At 43.1% G+C, this 18,610-nt stretch carries 14 protein-coding genes and 1 other annotated feature; of the genes, 9 read left to right on the top strand and 5 right to left on the bottom strand.

The window, feature by feature from the left end; translation table 11 throughout:
* Positions 1 to 163: 163 nt before the first annotated feature.
* A complete protein-coding gene (gene sohB / locus Xinn_RS00390) occupies positions 164 to 1,210 on the bottom strand; it encodes a protease SohB (RefSeq protein ID WP_086953243.1) in 1,047 nt (348 codons plus the stop codon).
* Positions 1,211 to 1,479: 269 nt separating this feature from the next.
* Here sohB and Xinn_RS00385 point away from each other — a divergent pair, with 269 nt between their 5' ends.
* Together Xinn_RS00385 and cobO are read left to right on the top strand one after the other, a co-directional pair.
* Positions 1,480 to 2,244 carry a YciK family oxidoreductase gene (locus Xinn_RS00385; protein ID WP_086953244.1) on the top strand — a complete coding sequence of 255 codons (765 nt, stop codon included), beginning with the start codon at positions 1,480 to 1,482 and terminating at the stop codon, positions 2,242 to 2,244.
* Positions 2,244 to 2,840: a cob(I)yrinic acid a,c-diamide adenosyltransferase gene (cobO, locus tag Xinn_RS00380; RefSeq protein ID WP_086953245.1), complete on the top strand. Its 597-nt coding sequence runs from the start codon at positions 2,244 to 2,246 to the stop codon at positions 2,838 to 2,840. Before Xinn_RS00385 ends, cobO begins: the two co-directional genes overlap by 1 nt.
* A 60-nt stretch (positions 2,841 to 2,900) precedes the next feature.
* Here the strand turns inward: cobO and rluB are convergent, their stop codons facing one another.
* The 3 genes from rluB to rnm form a co-directional block, all read right to left on the bottom strand.
* Positions 2,901 to 3,827: a 23S rRNA pseudouridine(2605) synthase RluB gene (gene rluB / locus Xinn_RS00375; protein ID WP_086953246.1), complete on the bottom strand. Its 927-nt coding sequence runs from the start codon at positions 3,825 to 3,827 to the stop codon at positions 2,901 to 2,903.
* 62 nt (positions 3,828 to 3,889) lie between these two features.
* A complete protein-coding gene (locus tag Xinn_RS00370) occupies positions 3,890 to 4,510 on the bottom strand; it encodes an L-threonylcarbamoyladenylate synthase (protein WP_086953247.1) in 621 nt (206 codons plus the stop codon).
* 41 nt (positions 4,511 to 4,551) lie between these two features.
* Positions 4,552 to 5,424: an RNase RNM gene (gene rnm / locus Xinn_RS00365; RefSeq protein ID WP_086953248.1), complete on the bottom strand. Its 873-nt coding sequence runs from the start codon at positions 5,422 to 5,424 to the stop codon at positions 4,552 to 4,554.
* A gap of 326 nt (positions 5,425 to 5,750) precedes the next feature.
* Positions 5,751 to 5,850, top strand: a sequence feature (Trp leader region).
* 52 nt (positions 5,851 to 5,902) lie between these two features.
* On the opposite strand from rnm, the gene Xinn_RS00360 reads away from it, so the two are divergent.
* From Xinn_RS00360 to Xinn_RS00330, 7 genes are all read left to right on the top strand, one after another.
* Positions 5,903 to 7,462 carry an anthranilate synthase component 1 gene (locus tag Xinn_RS00360; protein WP_086953249.1) on the top strand — a complete coding sequence of 520 codons (1,560 nt, stop codon included), beginning with the start codon at positions 5,903 to 5,905 and terminating at the stop codon, positions 7,460 to 7,462.
* Positions 7,462 to 8,058: a glutamine amidotransferase-related protein gene (locus tag Xinn_RS00355; protein ID WP_086953250.1), complete on the top strand. Its 597-nt coding sequence runs from the start codon at positions 7,462 to 7,464 to the stop codon at positions 8,056 to 8,058. The genes Xinn_RS00360 and Xinn_RS00355 overlap by 1 nt, the downstream gene beginning before the upstream one ends.
* Before the next feature lie 15 nt (positions 8,059 to 8,073).
* Positions 8,074 to 9,072, top strand: a complete 999-nt coding sequence (gene trpD, locus Xinn_RS00350) for an anthranilate phosphoribosyltransferase (RefSeq protein ID WP_086953251.1) — start codon at positions 8,074 to 8,076, stop codon at positions 9,070 to 9,072.
* Between the two features lie 2 nt (positions 9,073 to 9,074).
* Complete coding sequence (gene trpCF, locus Xinn_RS00345; RefSeq protein ID WP_086953252.1) at positions 9,075 to 10,439, top strand: bifunctional indole-3-glycerol-phosphate synthase TrpC/phosphoribosylanthranilate isomerase TrpF; 1,365 nt, start codon at positions 9,075 to 9,077, stop codon at positions 10,437 to 10,439.
* A gap of 46 nt (positions 10,440 to 10,485) precedes the next feature.
* Positions 10,486 to 11,676, top strand: a complete 1,191-nt coding sequence (trpB, locus tag Xinn_RS00340) for a tryptophan synthase subunit beta (protein ID WP_086956421.1) — start codon at positions 10,486 to 10,488, stop codon at positions 11,674 to 11,676.
* Positions 11,676 to 12,482, top strand: a complete 807-nt coding sequence (gene trpA, locus Xinn_RS00335) for a tryptophan synthase subunit alpha (protein ID WP_086953253.1) — start codon at positions 11,676 to 11,678, stop codon at positions 12,480 to 12,482. The genes trpB and trpA overlap by 1 nt, the downstream gene beginning before the upstream one ends.
* A gap of 210 nt (positions 12,483 to 12,692) precedes the next feature.
* The gene (locus Xinn_RS00330; RefSeq protein WP_086953254.1) at positions 12,693 to 13,007 is read left to right on the top strand and encodes a BON domain-containing protein; all 315 of its coding nucleotides are present in this window, start codon (positions 12,693 to 12,695) and stop codon (positions 13,005 to 13,007) included.
* 628 nt (positions 13,008 to 13,635) lie between these two features.
* Here Xinn_RS00330 and Xinn_RS00320 read toward each other — a convergent pair.
* Positions 13,636 to 18,609, bottom strand: a complete 4,974-nt coding sequence (locus tag Xinn_RS00320; RefSeq protein WP_086953255.1) for a trypsin-like serine protease — start codon at positions 18,607 to 18,609, stop codon at positions 13,636 to 13,638.
* Position 18,610 lies beyond the last annotated feature (1 nt).

Genomic DNA, 18,610 nt, shown 5'->3' with positions numbered 1-18,610 from the left:
ATAAACCATCACCCAAGGCAGGCCGGATAGTGTGAGGCAGAAGGCGAACACACTTATTTTATGAGGCGGATAATATAACTGTCATATTGTCTGTCATACTATCCGCCATTGTGCCGCTATTAATGGAGCTTACAATTTACTCCATGTACCGCCAGATTTACTGTCAGAGCAATGGCTTCTGGCCTCTTTGCCACCAGCGCATCAACAATTTATCAGCACTTTCCATCACACCTCCCATAAAACGTTCTACTACACGCTTACGGCGGGAATAACTGACCCCAATCACTTCACGATGCTCAATTTGAGCAATCAGAAAATCATCACTGACACCGATTTCATCAATCAACCCATGTTCTTGTGCCTGTGTGCCATACCAATGCTCGCCTGTTGCTACTTTCTCTACATCCAGTCCCGGACGATGATCATGAATAAACGATTTGAATAAAGTATGTGTTTCATTCAATTCTTCCTGAAATTTCTGTCGCCCCTGTTCGGTATTTTCCCCAAGCATAGTCAGAGTACGCTTATATTCGCCTGCGGTATGAAGTTCGATATCGACATCATTTTTCTTCAGTAACCGATGAATATTCGGCAACTGAGCAACTACACCAATTGAACCAATAATGGCAAAAGGTGCGGCAATAATACGATCGGCCACACATGCCATCATATAACCACCACTGGCTGCTACCTTATCTACCGCAACTGTCAGCCGGATACCTTTTTGTTTCAGACGGGCTAATTGGGATGCAGCAAGCCCGTAACCATGCACCACACCGCCGGGGCTTTCCAAGCGCACCAAAACTTCATCTTTCTGATCAGCGACAGCCAGAACAGCGCTGATCTCTTCGCGCAGAGAGTCCACTTCATGAGCATCCATACTGCCTTTGAAGTCAAGAACGTAAAGGCTGGTTTTCTGTGTACTTTTCAGACCGCTTTTCGCCTCAGCCTTTTTCTGCTTTGCTTCACTTTTTTGCTGTTTTTTCTGCTCTTTCTGCCAGATTTTCTGCTCGGCCTCACTCATTCGAGCCTGCTGCATCTGACGTTGTTTTTCCTTATAAGACTCACCAAGATTGGTCAGGCGTAATTCACCTTTTTGCATTGTTTTACGCATACCAACCCCAATGCTAAATACCACCAGAACGACGACTGCCAGGACGATAGTGACTACTTTTGCCAAAAACAGCCCGTATAGAGAAACATACTCCACAGATCCACCTTTCTTTATTTATGATGAACAATATTTATTTCATTTTAACCAAAAACCTGAAACAGTGCTCTAACAGTTTATCTTGCTTCTGTTCCGCCAAATCTCCCGACCAATAAATCATTAATATTATTTGTTTATTTGCGCAGAAAAAGTAGATGAGATTTTGCCAATTTGACGATAACACGAAGTTTTGTTCTGATGAGCCGTTATATGCTACATATATCCATCCCATCCGCCAGATTTAAAAACAGTTTATAGAAGAGAATCAGATGTCAGACTACCAACCAAAAAATGACCTGCTGCAACAAAAAATCATTTTAGTTACTGGTGCCGGTGATGGTATTGGTCGTGAAGCCGCATTAACTTATGCCCGCCATGGCGCTCAGGTTATTTTGCTTGGGCGTACAACGGCAAAATTGGAAGCGGTTAAACAGATAATCGAAAATGAAGGCGGCTTACCTGCGGCTGTTTATACAATGGATCTTTTAACTGTGACGGCTGATGAATGCCTGAACTTTGCTGATGAACTGGCACAGCATTATCCGCGTCTGGATGGTGTATTACATAACGCTGGGTTATTGGGGGTTGTCGCTCCCATCACAGAACAACCTGTTCAACTTTGGCATGATGTGATGCAGGTGAATGTCAATGCCACATTTATGCTGACTCAGGTACTGATCCCACTGTTAATGAAATCCCCCGCAGGTTCTTTGGTATTTACCAGTTCCAGTGTTGGGCGCGAAGGAAGAAGTGGCTGGGGGGTCTATTCCGTTTCCAAATTCGCCACAGAAGGTCTGATGCAAGTTTTAGCACAGGAATATCAGGGAACTTCACTGCGGGTTAATTGTATTAATCCGGGCGGAACCCGCACCAGTATGCGTGCCAGTGCATTCCCTGATGAAAATTCAGCCAAATTAAAAACGCCAGCGGATATTATGCCGGTTTATCTTTACCTGATGGGAGATGACAGCCTGCATGATTCAGGTATCAGTTTTGATGCACAACCGGGCCGCAAAGCGGGGCCAGCCGAATAATGACAAGAGATAACAGCCAGTACCAGAAAAGACAACAGCGCCTGAAAGAAAAAGTCGATGCGCGTATTGCTGCCGCACAGCAAGAACGCGGTATCGTTATGGTTTTTACCGGCAATGGAAAAGGGAAAACAACCGCCGCATTCGGTACTGTCACCCGTGCCGTTGGTCATGGTCAACGTGCTGGCGTGATCCAGTTCATCAAAGGTACATGGGAAAACGGAGAAAAAAATCTGCTGGAAAAGAATGGGGTTGAGTTTCATGTGATGGGAACCGGATTTACCTGGGAAACCCAAAATCGGGAAACAGATACTCAGGCCTGCCTGTCTGTGTGGCAGTATGCCCTAAAATTGCTATCCGATCCTACACTCCAGCTTGTTGTACTTGATGAACTGACGTATATGGTGAGTTACGGTTATCTCGAACTCAACGATGTGCTTACCGCACTGAAACAACGCCCTACCAGCCAGTCCGTTATTATTACCGGGCGAGGCTGTCACCGTGAACTACTTGAGTTTGCTGATACTGTTACCGAAATGCGACCAGTCAAACATGCTTTTGATGCAGGAATTAAAGCCCAGAAAGGCATTGATTGGTAAGAAATAATTCCCGCTGTTTCAATATCTGCTGAGCATTGAAACAGCGGTCAGAGAAGAGTATTAACGGCCTTTAAGCGGGGCTTTTCTTCCTGCATTCTGGCGGGAGCTGCTGCTTGAAGAGCGCTTTCCTGCCGGGCGGGATGCGACCTGAGAATGTCTCCTTACTGCGCGGCGGATCTGATTGGCTTTTAGACGGCGCTGGTCGCGTTCAACGGCAACTTTGGATACAATTTCTTCATTCAGCTCAACCAACTGGCGTAAATAGTTAGTCTGCTCCAGCCCTAACTCAGTCCAGCCGCCACGAGGCAGACCTTTCGGCAGATCAATGTCACCGTAACGAACTCGGATCAAACGACTCACCTGCACACCAACGGCTTCCCACAAACGTCTGACTTCACGGTTACGCCCTTCCGTTAACGTGACGTTGTACCACTGGTTAATTCCTTCCCCGCCTTTAAACGAGATAGTTTTAAATGAAGCCGGGCCATCTTCCAGTTGTACACCCTGTGTCAGTTGGCGCAGTTTTGCATTATCTACTTCACCAAAAACGCGAACCGCATATTCACGTTCAACCTCACGGCTTGGATGCATCAGACGGTTTGCCAGTTCACCATCGGTTGTAAACAGCAGCAGCCCGCAGGTATTAATATCCAGACGTCCAACCGCAATCCAGCGCGCACCCTGCATTTTCGGCAGGCGATCAAAAACTGTCGGGCGGCCTTCCGGGTCGTGTCGGGTACACAGTTCACCTTCTGGCTTATAGTAAGCCAGAACACGACAAACTGTTTTTTGTGGCTCTTTGATATTTAAGATACGACCGTCAAAACGGATTTTTGTACCGGGTTTTACTTCGATGCGATCACCCAACGTTGCGATCTTGCCATCAATGCTAATGCGCCCCTGTTGAATATACCCTTCAATTTCACGGCGTGAACCATGACCAGAACGCGCAAGAATTTTTTGTAACTTTTCTGTTTTATCGCTCATTGAGCAACCTCTGCTGTCGCCTTCACAGGCGTCGTATAATAAAAAATAATAACGTGGTTATCTTATAAAAAAGGCGTTACATCGCCTTCACCTTCGCGGAGAACCACAGGTGAATCTTCGGTTAAATCTATTACTGTTGTTGGTTGCTGCCCAAGATAGCCACCGTGGATAATTAAATCAACTTGTTTACCCAGCGTATCCTTAATCTCTTCCGGATCAGATTCAGCAAAATCATTTCCGGGTAAAATCAGGCTACATGACATCAACGGCTCACGCATTGCCTCGAGCAGCGCTAAAGCTATAGGGTTAGATGGCACACGCAGACCGATAGTCTTACGTTTCTCGTTCATTAAACGGCGCGGCACTTCTTTTGTCGCCTGTAGAATAAATGTGTAATTTCCGGGAGTATTATTTTTGATTAACCGGAATGCCTGATTACTCACATGGGCATAAGTCGCAATTTCTGATAAATCACGACACATCAGCGTAAAATTGTGCCGCCCATCTAATTGACGAATGCGGCATATGCGGGTCATTGCGTCCTTATTTTCGAGACAGCAGCCAATGGCATAACCTGAATCAGTAGGATAGATGACAACTCCGCCCTTTTTCAGCACTTCCACACTCTGGTCAATAAGACGTGTCTGTGGATTGTCAGGATGGATATAAAAAAACTGGCTCATACAATAACCTCTACTTCTATGCAGCCTCGCCGCCTTAAGTTTTATGCAGCCCCGCGTTGTGACCAGTCGTGCCATATCGGTACAACATCACCCGGTAACCACAAATTACGACCAAGTTCTATCCATGAACAAGGCTGGTGAAAATCCGACCCTAATGATACTTTCAGCCCATATTCTCTTGCCAGTTGACCAAGTTGTTGCCTTTCATTAGGTGCCTGCTGGCATTGCGCAACTTCCATTGCATCACCACCATGCTGCTTAAACCAGTCAATTAAGCGCTTCAGCCATTTCATTGACAAACCATATCTGCCGGGGTGAGCGATCACCGCCTGCCCTCCGGCCTGATGAATGGCTTCAACAGCCTGCTCGATTGTACACCATTGAGGCGGAACATAACCGATTTTTCCTCTCGCCAGATATTTTTTGAAAACTTTCTGGATTGTCGGTTCAATTCCCGCTTCAATCAGATAACGGGCAAAGTGCCCACGAGTGACCTGTCCGCCATTAGCTAACCGGGATGCACCTTCCCAGGCATCGGGAATGCCTGCTTTAGCTAACCGCTTCCCGATTTCAATCCCGCGTTCTTTTCTTAAATTAACCTGCTTCGCCAGAAATGTTTTTAAAGCAACGGAGTTGATATCAATATTTAAGCCGACGATATGAATTTCCATATTTTGCCATAACGTTGAAATTTCAACGCCGGATATTAAGGTCAGAGGGAGCTGATTTTGGCTGATATGGTTTAAAGCCGCCGGAATACCGGCCGTCGTATCGTGGTCAGTAATTGCCAGTATATTGATGCCCGTGGAAATGGCCCTGTCCACTAATTGCTCAGGTGATAAAACGCCATCTGAAGCCGTCGTATGGCTATGTAGATCATAACGTTTTGTCATTTCACTGATGGCATCAGTCATTGTTCTTTACCTGTGTGTTGGATGAAAAGCAGGAGCACTGTCTATCAGCTATCAGGTGATATGACGTACAAAACAGGGATGATACCACAGTGATTAGAGTTACAGGGGCTAAATACCGAATAGGCTATATTATTGAATAAAAGAAACCCTATCGCATCATGATTAAGTATCAATTAAATGATTATGACCCCAAAAAACGGTTGACAAGCAAACCAAGAATCAGTTTACTAGTACGCAGGATTTATTCGGATACATGTTACTAACACTCTACTAACAAGGCACTTATGATGATCACACTTATGAAAATTATGAGAACAGCTCAAACCATGCGTTGGTGGCTCTACTTCCCTCTCAGGGCGGTTGAATGACGCACATAAGTGAGATCCAAAGTGCCAATGACCCGCTCTGAAAAGCGGGTTTTTTTATGCCATTTTTTGTAGGTAAAAACTGTAAATAACGATAATAAAAGAGGTGGGGTATGACAGATAAGGACTTCAATATTTCGGTAAATCAGCGAGAAACAGTCTATCAGGCTGATCCAACGCTGCTTTTCAACCAGCTATGTAATAATCGGCCAGCAACATTATTGTTAGAATCTGCTGAAATTAACAGTAAGAGAGATCTCAAAAGCATATTGATTATTGATAGCGCTATACGCATCGCAGCTAACGGTCGGCAGGTTGATTTTACAGCGTTAACTAAAAATGGCGAAAATCTGCTGCCTGTCTTAGCTAATCTGCTATCAGAAAAAGCCCTGACTACTCTCAAAGCACCCACCCTTCAGGTACAATTTCCTGCTATTAAAGAGAATTTAGACGAAGATAGCCGCTTAAAAGCCGATTCTGTTTTTGATGCATTACGTGCCATTACTGAATTATCTTCTTTTGCGGAAGATCCTGATGCCATTTTTGCAGGCGGATTGTTTTCCTATGATTTAGTCGCCGAATTCGAACAACTTCCCACACTCAAAACCTCTCAACGCTGCCCTGATTTCTGCTTTTATCTGGCGGAAACCATAATGATGATTGACCACCAAAATCAGCGCGCTATGTTACAAACTTCGCTGTTTGGTGCATCAAAGGCAGAAAATCAGCGCCTTGAGGAGCGTTTAACTGCGCTGGAAAATACCATTGCCGAGCCTCGCCAGCTCTTAAAACCGGTCACACTCCCTGACATGGAAATTTCCTGTAACCGGAGTGATGAACAGTACGCTGATATCGTGCAGCAGTTACAGCAATTTATCCGGCAGGGAGATATCTTTCAGGCTGTTCCATCCCGACGTTTTACCTTACCCTGCCCGGCTCCGCTGAATGCTTACCATACTCTGAAAAAACAAAACCCAAGCCCTTATATGTTTTTTATGCAGGATCAGGATTTTTGCCTGTTTGGCGCTTCGCCCGAAAGTGCCCTCAAATATGATTCCGATAGTCAGCAAATTGAAATTTATCCCATCGCAGGAACACGACCACGCGGACGTGATGCCTGTGGTGAGTTAGATGCTGATCTGGATAGCCGACTTGAACTAGAAATGCGCACCGATGCTAAAGAGTTATCCGAGCATGTCATGCTGGTTGATTTAGCCCGTAATGATTTAGCCCGTATTTGCGAACCGGGTAGCCGCTATGTTGCGGATTTAATGAAAGTCGATCGCTATTCATTTGTCATGCATCTTGTTTCCCGGGTTGTCGGTACACTTCGCCATGATCTGGATATTTTCCATGCCTATCAGGCCTGTATGAATATGGGAACACTGACAGGCGCCCCGAAAATCCGGGCGATGCAGCTTATTGCCCGGTATGAGAATGAACGTCGGGGCAGTTATGGCGGTGCAGTAGGCTATTTCACCGGTAAAGGGGATTTTGACTCATGCATTGTTATTCGTTCTGCCTATGTAGAAAACGGGGAAGCATCTGTTCAGGTGGGAGCGGGTATCGTTCTGGACTCAGTTCCGTACTCAGAAGTTCAGGAAACTCAGAGTAAATCCAGAGCTGTCATTCGTGCTATTGCTCAAGCTCACAACACGGAGGTCACATTCTGATGGCGAATATTCTTCTGATCGATAATGTTGACTCTTTTACCTACAATCTCGTGGATCAACTACGCTGTGGTGGGCATCAGGTTATTATCTACCGTAATACGGTATCCGCAGAGATAATAATGGCTCAACTTGAAAACATGCTATCGCCATTACTGATGCTGTCTCCGGGGCCGGGAAAACCATCAGATGCCGGATGTATGCCACAATTACTTCAACAGGTTATCGGAAAAATTCCGGTGATCGGCATATGCCTCGGGCATCAGGCAATTATCGAAGCTTATGGTGGCGATATCTCAGCAGCCACTGAAATCCTGCACGGCAAATCAACATCAGCAATTCATGATGGAGTGGCTATGTTCTTCGGGCTGCCTAACCCGCTTCCTGTTGCTCGTTATCATTCTCTTGTCGGTGTAAATATTCCGTCAACATTGGTTGTTTCGGCTTATTGTCACGACACTGTAATGGCTGTTCGTCATGACGATAACAGAGTTTGTGGATTCCAGTTCCACCCTGAATCTATCCTGACAACACAAGGAAGCCGATTACTTGAACAAACGCTGGCATGGGCACTCAAGTTGCCAGAGCAAGGTCAATAAAAGGAGGATGGGAAAATGCAATTAATTTTCGAAAAACTGTTCAGTGCCCAAGCCCTGACCCAGCAGGAAAGCAAAAAACTTTTTACTGCTATTATTTGCGGTGAGTTGAGCGATACCCAATTAGCCGCTGTATTAATCAGTATGAAACTGCGCGGTGAACAGCCACAGGAAATTGCCGGAGCTGCACAGGCATTTTTAGCCAATACATCTCCGTTTCCGCGCCCCGATTACACCTTCTGTGACATCGTTGGAACAGGCGGTGATGGCACAAACAGCATCAATATCTCAACAACCAGTGCTTTTGTCGCGGCAGCCTGCGGTCTTAAAGTAGCAAAACACGGTAATCGCAGCATTTCCAGTCGCTCAGGATCATCCGATTTGCTGGCTGAATTTGGTATTTCACTGGATGCCAGTGCTGAAGAATCCCGTCGGGCACTGGATGAAATCAATATCTGCTTTCTTTTTGCCCCCCGCTATCACAGTGGATTCCGTCATGCCGTGAATGTTCGCCAGCAACTGAAAACCCGTACTTTGTTCAATATTCTCGGCCCGTTAATCAACCCAGCCCGTCCACCGCTTGCCCTGATTGGTGTTTACAACCCAGAACTAGTGAACCCTATCGCCCAGACACTACAGGTATTGGGTTATCAGCGTGCTGCCGTTGTACATAGCGGAGGTATGGATGAAGTTGCTTTACACGCTCCGACTCAAATTGCTGAACTTAACCATGGTGAAATTATCCAATATCAGTTAACAGCGGAAGACTTCGGGCTGCCAAATCACCCGATATCAGCACTCAGCGGAGGAACACCACAGGAAAACCATCATATGATGAGCTTATTACTACAAGGGCAAGGTAAAAAAGCGCATATTGATGCGGTAGCGGCCAATGTTGCTCTTTTAATGAGAATACATGGTCAGGAAGACTTACGGCAAAATACGCAACAGGCATTGGATACGATTTACAGCGGTCGTGCCTATGAAAAAGTGATCACATTAGCAGCAGGGTTTTAATGATGAAAAGCAATGTATTACAGAAAATCGTTGAAGATAAGGCGTCATATCTCATCACTCGCAAGGCTGAACAGCCGCTGGAAAGTTTTTTGGATTCCGTTGTGCCAAGCCACCGCCGGTTTTATCAGGCACTGACGCACAAACAGACCGTTTTTATTCTGGAATGCAAAAAGGCGTCGCCTTCAAAGGGATTAATTAGGCCTGATTTTGATCCGGTGCGCATTGCTAAAACCTACCAGCCTTATGCTGCCGCAGTCTCAGTACTGACCGACGAAAAATATTTTCAGGGCAGTTATGATTTTCTCCGTCTGGTCAGTGCAGCCGTGCACCAGCCTGTTCTGTGTAAAGATTTCATCATTGATCCCTATCAGGTTTATCTGGCTCGTTATTATCAGGCAGATGCCATCCTGCTGATGCTTTCCGTACTGGATGATGAAACCTATCGTCAGCTTTCAGATCTGGCTCACAGCCTTAATATGGGAGTATTAACGGAAGTCAGTAATGAATCTGAACGCCACCGGGCAATCGCACTGGGAGCAAAGGTCGTTGGTATCAATAACCGGGATCTGCGAGATCTGTCCATCGATTTGCAACGTACCCGTAAGCTGGCAGCAGGCTTACCCGAAGAGACTATCGTTATTAGTGAATCAGGCATTCACAGCCACCAGCAAATACGCGAGTTGAGCCAGTTTGCAGACGGTTTTCTGATTGGCAGTGCTTTGATGTCTCAGTCCGATTTGGATCTTGCGTTACGCCGCCTGATTCTGGGTGACAATAAAATTTGTGGTTTAACCCGCCCACAAGATGCAAAAGCAGCTCTACAGGCAGGGGCTGTCTATGGCGGTCTGATTTTTGCCGAAAAATCACCGCGCAGGATAAGCCAGCAACAAGCGCAGCAAATTATTAATGAAGTACCTTTGTTATATGTGGGTGTATTCCAGAATCAGCCCATTGATTTTGTCTGCCAGACTGCCCGGACTCTTTCACTGACCGCAGTTCAGCTACACGGTAATGAAGATCAATCCTATATTGATGCGCTTCGCTCTTTACTGCCCGAATCCTGTGAAATCTGGAAATCCGTTGATATGTCAAAAACGGAAGGATTTTCCGGCCTGTCTAATATTGACCACTTATTACTGGACAATGGTTCCGGAGGTACAGGAAAAACGTTTAACTGGAAATTAATTGATAAAAGTTTTCAGCAGAACAGTGTTCTCGCCGGGGGGTTAAATGCTGATAACTGTCGGCAGGCCGCCGCATTGGGTTGTTACGGACTGGATTTTAATTCCGGTGTTGAACTCAAACCCGGAATTAAAAGCAGCCAGAAAATAAAACAGGTTTTTCAACAATTACGCTGCTACCAGTGATATTTCAGACAACTAATATTCAGACAGAAAGTGGGAAATGAAAACAATGAGTAAATTAAATCCGTATTTTGGTGAATTTGGCGGACAATTCGTCCCCCAAATTCTCAGCCCTGCCCTTGACCAATTAGAAGAAGCATTTATCGAGGCAAAAAGTGACCCTGAATTTCAGCAGGAATTTCATGACCTACTGAAAAATTATGCCGGTCGTCCGACCGCGTTAACGCTATGCCAGAATTTAACCAAAGGCACCAAAACCCGTTTATATCTGAAACGTGAAGATTTACTTCATGGCGGGGCACATAAAACCAATCAGGTATTAGGTCAGGCGTTACTGGCGAAACGAATGGGAAAAAAAGAGATCATTGCCGAAACGGGGGCTGGTCAGCATGGCGTGGCAACCGCGCTGGCGTGCGCGCTGCTTGGCCTGAAATGCCGTGTTTACATGGGGGCAAAAGATATTGAACGCCAATCCCCCAACGTATTCCGTATGCGTCTGATGGGTGCAGAAGTCATTCCTGTTCACAGTGGCTCTGCAACCCTGAAAGATGCCTGTAATGAAGCCATGCGTGACTGGTCCGGCAGTTATGATAAAGCACATTACTTGCTTGGCACTGCTGCTGGCCCGCATCCTTATCCAACAATGGTACGTGAATTCCAGCGTATGATTGGTGAAGAAGCCAAAGCTCAGATTCTGGAAAGAGAAGGACGCCTGCCCGATGCCGTCATTGCCTGTATTGGCGGAGGTTCAAATGCTATCGGATTATTTGCGGAATTTATTCCTGAAACGGATGTGCGTCTGATAGGCGTTGAACCCGCAGGGCATGGTATTGAAACCGGAGAGCATGGAGCACCATTAAAACACGGCAAACTGGGCATCTATTTTGGTATGAAATCGCCGATTATGCAGACAGAAGACGGGCAGATAGAAGAATCATATTCCATTTCTGCCGGTTTAGATTTTCCTTCCGTTGGCCCTCAGCACGCCTACCTTAACAGCATCGGGCGGGCGGATTATGTCTCCATCACAGATGATGAAGCACTGGACGCATTTAAAGCGCTGTCACTGAATGAAGGAATTATTCCGGCATTAGAGTCTTCACACGCCCTCGCCTATGCACTGAAAATGATCCAGCAGGAGCCGGATAAAGAACAATTACTCATCGTCAATTTATCCGGTCGTGGCGACAAAGATATCTTTACTGTTCACAATATCCTGAAATCCAGGGGGGAAATCTGATGGAACGTTATGAGCTGCTATTCAAGAAATTAGAAAAACAAAATCAGGGCGCTTTTGTTCCTTTTGTCACTCTCGGTGATCCTAATCCTGAATTATCTTTAGATATCATTGATGCCCTCATTTCCGGCGGAGCCGATGCGCTGGAGATTGGTATTCCTTTTTCCGACCCTCTGGCAGACGGGCCGACGATCCAGAATGCTAACCTGCGTGCTCTATCTTCCCATGTTACACCAACACTCTGTTTCGAATTACTGACACAAATTCGGGCAAAGTATCCCGATATTCCCATCGGCCTGCTAATGTATGCAAATCTGGTATTCCACAATGGAATAGATGAATTTTACGCCCGCTGTAAAAATGCCGGGGTTGATTCCGTTCTGGTTGCTGATGTGCCAGTCTCTGAATCGCGCCCTTTTTACTCTGCAGCCATAAAGCACAATATTGCTCCCATTTTCATCTGTCCGCCCAATGCAGATGATAATTTATTGCGTGAAATTGCCTCATTCGGACGCGGTTACACTTATCTGCTATCCAGAGCAGGTACTACCGGTGTACAGAACAGGATGGAAAATCCACTGACAGAGCTGGTCAACAAACTCAAAGAATATCGTGCAGCTCCGGCTATACAGGGGTTTGGCATTTCCGAGCCAGCACAGGTGACATCTGTTATTAACAGTGGTGCAGCGGGTGCAATCTCAGGTTCAGCCGTAGTCAATATCATTGAGAATAATTTACATCAACCACAGGTTATGTTAGAAAAACTCAGGGTATTTGTTCATTCAATGAAATCCGCTACCCTACGATAGTATCGGTTTCCCCCATAAGTGAATTTATGGGGGAAATGACTAAAAACAAAATCTACTTTATTTGTAAGTTCCCTTATCTTCAACAATACTTCTGAATTACTGCTATTCCAACATTCCTCTGTAAAAGCCTTGCCACAGTGATGTGTGTAAAATCATCGCCAGAGAACAAAAATCGTATTTTATTATTCCTGACATCAACGGAGAGCCATTATGAAAAAATCACAATCCATTTATGCATTCTTTATCGCAGCCGTTATCACCGCAATGTTATCTGCATGTGCGCCAACAGCCACTACCGAAAGCACAGGCAACTATATTGATGACACCGTAATCACAACAAAAATAAAAACGGCACTATTTGAAGACAAAAGTCTTAACTCCAATGATATCAATGTCGAAACTTATAAAGGGCGTGTTCAGTTGAGTGGTTTTGCGCGTTCCCCCGAAGAAGTCAGGCAGGCCATTCAAATTGCAAGAAGCATTTCGGGAGTTAAAACGGTTATTAACTCGATAAAACTCCGGTGATTAAACTGATATAAGTTAACCTGAATTCTGGATAAGAAATTGACGGTGATTTCTTGACCATTTTCGACTGAATGATGACTTATAGCCTTAAACGGAAAAAAACCGTCACTGAAAATTTTCTATTAAAATAGATGTTTCAGTGACGGCTTAAACATAATTCGGATTATAGAATTTTACACAGGAAACAATTGTAAAATAGTGGGTATCGTGACCAGTGCAATAAGCAGAGAAATGATAATGGAAAAAGAGATAATTTCCTGTTTAAACCCATATTTATTCGCAAAAACATAAACACCCGCTCCGATAGGCTGCGCAGCCATGACAATCGCGGTAATTAACCAAAACTGATTTTAAATGGAATGTAACTTCAGGCAGGGATAAAAAAAGCCCCGAAACGGGGCTGAAAGACAGGAGCACTGTCTATCAGCTATCAGGTGATATGACGTACAAAACAGGGATGATACCACAGTGATTAGAATTACAGGGGCTAAATACCGATTCGGCTGTATTATTGAATAAAAGAAACCCTATCGCATCATGATTAAGTATCAAGTAAACGATAGGGTCGGAATAACTATTTACTGTGCCTGTTTTTTATTAAAACCTATCAATCAACAGATTAAGATATCTATCTTAGGTATGGACGATAACAAAACCGGCGTTGTGCTGAAGTGGGTTGCCCGCAATATTGGGCATAAATTGTTAATGTGTACTCACCCAGTTGAGTAATTTCTTCATTAAAATTCCACTGCCCATTACCATCAGCGGTTATACTATTTTTTGCAGCATATTCTGATGTCATCATCTCTTTAGATAAATTAAACCCCCGGCAAAAAACATTTTCACTATGCAGAATATGATATGACATCTCCATATTCGGTTGTGCTGTTCCTTCTATACTCACATCTATTGGATGATTATATTTACGATAGATTCCCTCATGAGGGTTGGTGATACTCAAAACAGCCGCATTCACATCATCAGTTTTCTTATTGTAATAGGGATGGCCATTAACTGTAATAGTCTGCTTGGCTTTGACTGTGTATATTCCCGGTTGCGCGTTTTCCAGAGTACAGCTCCATGTACCATCCGTCATTGAAACACGTACAGGGCCACATTTCTGGGGTTTTTTACCCTCCAATGTAGCTTCCAAAGAGATATCAGCCCCTGTTGTTGCGATCCCTGTAATCGGAATAGAAACAGTTTTATTTGCAACCGCACAATCCGGTTCAGCCGTAGGATTAATGGTAATATCCTGCATGTAAATCACATCAAAATTGCGTATTACGGGCTTACCTGATGCTACATCACCTATCCATTGCTGAGCCAGGAGCTTATATGAACCCGGAATTGATTTCATGGTCGGGCAAGCCCAATGCTGATTTTCATCAACATATGTACTACAAAGCAGTGCACCAGAAAGATGTATGGTGATATGTGCTCCTACCTGCCCTTTACCTGCTATGGTATAGGTCGGGGTTTTGATTTGCTCTCCTTCTGTAGGTTCAAGCACACGCATTTGCAGATTATCCCCGTAACGCACTTTAAAACCCCGATTAACATGAGTGCCTGCATCATCCATAGCTGTTACATTATAATCCCCCGATACAGAACTATAAGGCCCACATGTCCACGTATAATTCTGCTTATTGAGCTTCGCAGAGCATTCATCATGGCCACCGAATGCTTTTACAGTAACTGTTTTAGCATTCTCAGGTATTGAGCCACTCAAGGTATATGAAGGTGTTTTTATAACTTCACCTTCTTTGGGGCACTTTATTGTTAGTGCATCATCTCCTATATAAAATGCCACTTTTGCCGTGGATTGTTTCACTTTGTTCAGGAAGGCTGTTGCTACCAACGTCTGTTCTCCTTTAGTGGAGGTATCTAATCCATTAATTCCTTCCCAATTTCCCTGATCATCTACAGTCATGCCATTCTGACAAATTTGCGACAACTCTTTGCTATCCAGACAAACTGTCGTCCCCGGCATTCCGGTACCCTTCGGCAAGATGTTTTCAAGATACTGATATAATCCACCGTTATGTGGTTGCGTGATAGCCACTGATCTCGTGGTTTTAGTCTGAACTTCAAAAGAAACAGATGAATGGGAATTCTGCGTACCATCAATAAATTGTTCAGCGGATACAGTATATTTACCCTCTTCCGGCTGATAAGGCCCACAAGACCATTTGCCTGATTTATCAATAGTGGTACGACAATCTTTAGTGTTACCAAACGCATTAATGTGTACTTCAGCCCCTTCTTCCCCAGTACCTTCAATAGAGAAAGGGAGAGTCGTTATTTTCGCACCATGAACAGGATGAGTAATATCTATTTTTGTTTTGGCAACAACATACTTGCGTGTGACCTGAGACGTTCTTTCATAATCTCCCCCAAATGCTGTCGAGGTCGTTTCCTTATACTGAGCCGCATAAATATAGAATGTTCCTTCACTTGTTGCCGATAATACCGGTTGGTTAGGGCAGGCCCATTTACCTTTTGAATCCACAGTAGCAGAACAAATTATTCCCTTCTTAGATCTTGGAAGTGTCATTTTTTTTGGAGGTAGAAACTCTTTTGCCCCGGTAACGATAATTAATTGCTTAGGGCTTCCCTGACCTTCAATAGATATCCCATCATGTAGCTTATATTGCGCTCCCTTGGCTGGTGAGGTAATGCGCATAGGAACAGTAAAATGCCAGGTGATCGGCTCCCCGACATGCGCCTTATTGTGAGTTTCCTGTAGCTTAATCGTATAGGTATCTCCACCTGAAATAGCACTAGGATGAATAATCAAATCCCAAAAGGAGCCAAGGCCAGTGCTGAATGGCGAGTTAAATAATGAAGATATGCCGCCGAAAATCGACCCGAATATATTACTGAGAAAACCACCGAAACCGCTACCACCGCCGGAGCCGCTTAGTGAGCCTGAAAGGCGGATAGGATTATCTGGATCTACAGTTGAATTATCTTTAGGGTTCTTTACGTCAAATTTTTCCTTTTCCGGATCATCATTTTCACCTTTAATAGTCAGCTTGGTAGTATCTTTAGCAACAACTTTTCCTTCTTTCATTAATTCAGCGGTTATTTCATAAGTACCCTCTGGAAAAATTATTGGATTCCCACATTCCCAATTACCATTATCACTTACAACAGCGCCGGTACAAATAGAAGTCTCCTGAGCAAGTTTTTGATTATTCTCCTCCGGTTTTGATAAAGAAGGATCTATTTTTCGCCTTTTAACATCAACCTCATCTCCGGGAATATTAGAACTACCGGATAAATAACTGGCAGTACCTACTGTACTGGTTTCTCCAGTAGAAGGAGTTTCAATCTTAACTTCAGGTGTTATTATCCGAAAATAACTTCTTTCAAAAGATGTATTTCCCCAATATCGTTTAAATTTTTCCAACCCTAATGGATAATATTCATCCGCTACTTCAATATAGTAAAGCCCATCTTTTAGTTCATAATAGGGTCGTTCAATCTCCCAAGTTGGAGGTCTATTTTTCTCATGATTCAGAACAAGACGAGAAAAATAAACCTCTCCACCCGCTAATTTTATTTTAGAAAAAGTCTCTTTACCCTCATCTTTCTTATATATAGAATACTCAGACTTTAAAATAAAATCCTTATTTGGCAAAGTATACTCATTGTCATCACCACCCTCCCCCTTGGCCAATATATTAGGTTGATTTGAAGAGTTTATTTCTCTCGGATTGTTAATATCATACTTATCCTTGAATGTTGGCGCTAAATATCCTCCAATTAGACTTGATTTACTCCATAACACTGGGTCAAATGGGTCAACATGATCAATTTTTTGCGTAACGAAAAGTTTAAAACTCGACAACACTTCATTTGATTTAGTTATTTTTTTATTAAGAATATATTTCTTGCCTGAAGGATCATTACCACAATCTAAATATGCCTGATTGAAAAAACAAAAGAAGCTCGCTGAATCATCTAACACCAAGCTGAAAGGTAACATTTTAGTATATGAATTTACGCCATCAACTTTAATGACTGGTTTTTTATTTTCTTTTGGTTGAAACAATATATTAACCTGATCGTAAATATTTAATTTATCAGTATGTTGCTTTGCGGTTATTTTATAATTCCATTTTGTTTCATCACTTGGGCTTTCAGTGACTTTAATATCCTCTTTGACTTCACATGACCAAAAACCATAATTTGTTGTTTTTATCCTATTATTAGATCCAGGCATCTTGCATAATTCTTTTTGACCATATTTATCATCGCTAGTATTAGATTGCAATGTGAGCTCAATTTCTGAATCAGGATCAGCATACCCACGTATTATAAAATTCTTAGTAGATACTGTTGATTTATCAGCCGGATAAACAATACCGAATTCTTTTGAAATGGAAGATATCTTTGCTTGTACACTATCCTCTCTCCACGCTACATTTTTTGACAAACTATCGGGTGATTCTCTGGCTATAATAATCACATTTTGCTCTTCTTCTTTATTAACTCCTTCAGTAAAAAATTCATTGTTCGGAATCTTACATTTCCAATTACCTTTATTATCAACAGTATCTTTACATTTGAATTTTTTTTGCGGGGCATCATTAATAGAATAAATTATTTCTATTACACTGCTTGGTCTTCCCCATCCCTCAATAAGAATATCATCACCTCTCTTTTTCAAATGAGAATTCCAATCCGGGTTATCAATCCAGATCTGCTTCATTGTTTCAGAAAACCACTTCCCAGGAGAAAAAGGTTCGATAAAATCCCTCTTATTATGTTTACCTGTAGTATCTGAAATTGCAAAAAAAGGGTAATCTTGATTATAAGCATCTTCCTGATTTACACTGGCCATGTCAAAACCAAAAGAAGCAACCCCAATAATTGTATCGTTCCAAATAATAGGTCCCCCGGAATCACCATTTTGTATAACCCCCGGCTTTAATCCTTCTTTTTTATTTGCTGTTGCAACCAGTCCATTATTGTCAAAATAATCATGTGCAGGAGAAACAATAATCACATCAGCACGATACTGTGTATTATCACTATCATCTTGCCGCTTACCTGTTTTTTTATTAATTCCTCTATAACCATACCCATAGGCAGAAGCTTGATAATAATCACTATCTAATCGTTGATAAGCTTCATCATAATTGAAAAAACGACGAATACGACCATACTTTCCATCCAACTCCAATGGATTATCCAACTTTAAAATCGCTAAATCATGCGAATCAGTAGTTTCATATAATGAAGGAATATCCATTTTTATAAAATTATTAGCTGATGCAGTCACTTTTTTATTTTTATTATATGCGCTAACCACATAATAGTTTTTAGCTGTATCATCTTTACAATGCGCTGCAGTTAAAACATAACTCGGCGATATTAATGAACCTGTACATATGCTATTTCCTTTATTTTCTTTATCGACAGAATAGATACTAACAACCCAAGATTTGCATTTATTGCTATTAATATCCTTACAACTATCCTCTCCTCCAGCAATAGTTTTTAATGGTGGCAATTTCATCTCACTTTCAGCAAATGAATTACTAAAATGGAATAAAAACAGTAAAATAAAAACACACCTGATAACAATCATG

It is taken from the genome of Xenorhabdus innexi (genome assembly GCF_002632485.1).
Classification (GTDB): Bacteria; Pseudomonadota; Gammaproteobacteria; order Enterobacterales; family Enterobacteriaceae; genus Xenorhabdus; species Xenorhabdus innexi.
The sequence above is the reverse complement of the archived record's forward strand: the minus strand, read 5'-3'. Positions and strand labels throughout refer to the sequence as shown.

What these genes read in the sequence shown, in the direction of transcription:
- trpB (WP_086956421.1), top strand. Translation starts at nt 10,486, where the DNA reads ATGAGTAAATTAAATCCGTATTTTGGTGAATTTGGCGGACAATTCGTC.
- cobO (WP_086953245.1), top strand. Translation starts at nt 2,244, where the DNA reads ATGACAAGAGATAACAGCCAGTACCAGAAAAGACAACAGCGCCTGAAA.
- trpCF (WP_086953252.1), top strand. Translation starts at nt 9,075, where the DNA reads ATGAAAAGCAATGTATTACAGAAAATCGTTGAAGATAAGGCGTCATAT.
- Xinn_RS00320 (WP_086953255.1), bottom strand. Translation starts at nt 18,609, where the DNA reads ATGATTGTTATCAGGTGTGTTTTTATTTTACTGTTTTTATTCCATTTT.
- trpA (WP_086953253.1), top strand. Translation starts at nt 11,676, where the DNA reads ATGGAACGTTATGAGCTGCTATTCAAGAAATTAGAAAAACAAAATCAG.
- Xinn_RS00385 (WP_086953244.1), top strand. Translation starts at nt 1,480, where the DNA reads ATGTCAGACTACCAACCAAAAAATGACCTGCTGCAACAAAAAATCATT.
- rluB (WP_086953246.1), bottom strand. Translation starts at nt 3,827, where the DNA reads ATGAGCGATAAAACAGAAAAGTTACAAAAAATTCTTGCGCGTTCTGGT.
- rnm (WP_086953248.1), bottom strand. Translation starts at nt 5,424, where the DNA reads ATGACTGATGCCATCAGTGAAATGACAAAACGTTATGATCTACATAGC.
- Xinn_RS00360 (WP_086953249.1), top strand. Translation starts at nt 5,903, where the DNA reads ATGACAGATAAGGACTTCAATATTTCGGTAAATCAGCGAGAAACAGTC.
- trpD (WP_086953251.1), top strand. Translation starts at nt 8,074, where the DNA reads ATGCAATTAATTTTCGAAAAACTGTTCAGTGCCCAAGCCCTGACCCAG.
- Xinn_RS00370 (WP_086953247.1), bottom strand. Translation starts at nt 4,510, where the DNA reads ATGAGCCAGTTTTTTTATATCCATCCTGACAATCCACAGACACGTCTT.
- Xinn_RS00355 (WP_086953250.1), top strand. Translation starts at nt 7,462, where the DNA reads ATGGCGAATATTCTTCTGATCGATAATGTTGACTCTTTTACCTACAAT.
- Xinn_RS00330 (WP_086953254.1), top strand. Translation starts at nt 12,693, where the DNA reads ATGAAAAAATCACAATCCATTTATGCATTCTTTATCGCAGCCGTTATC.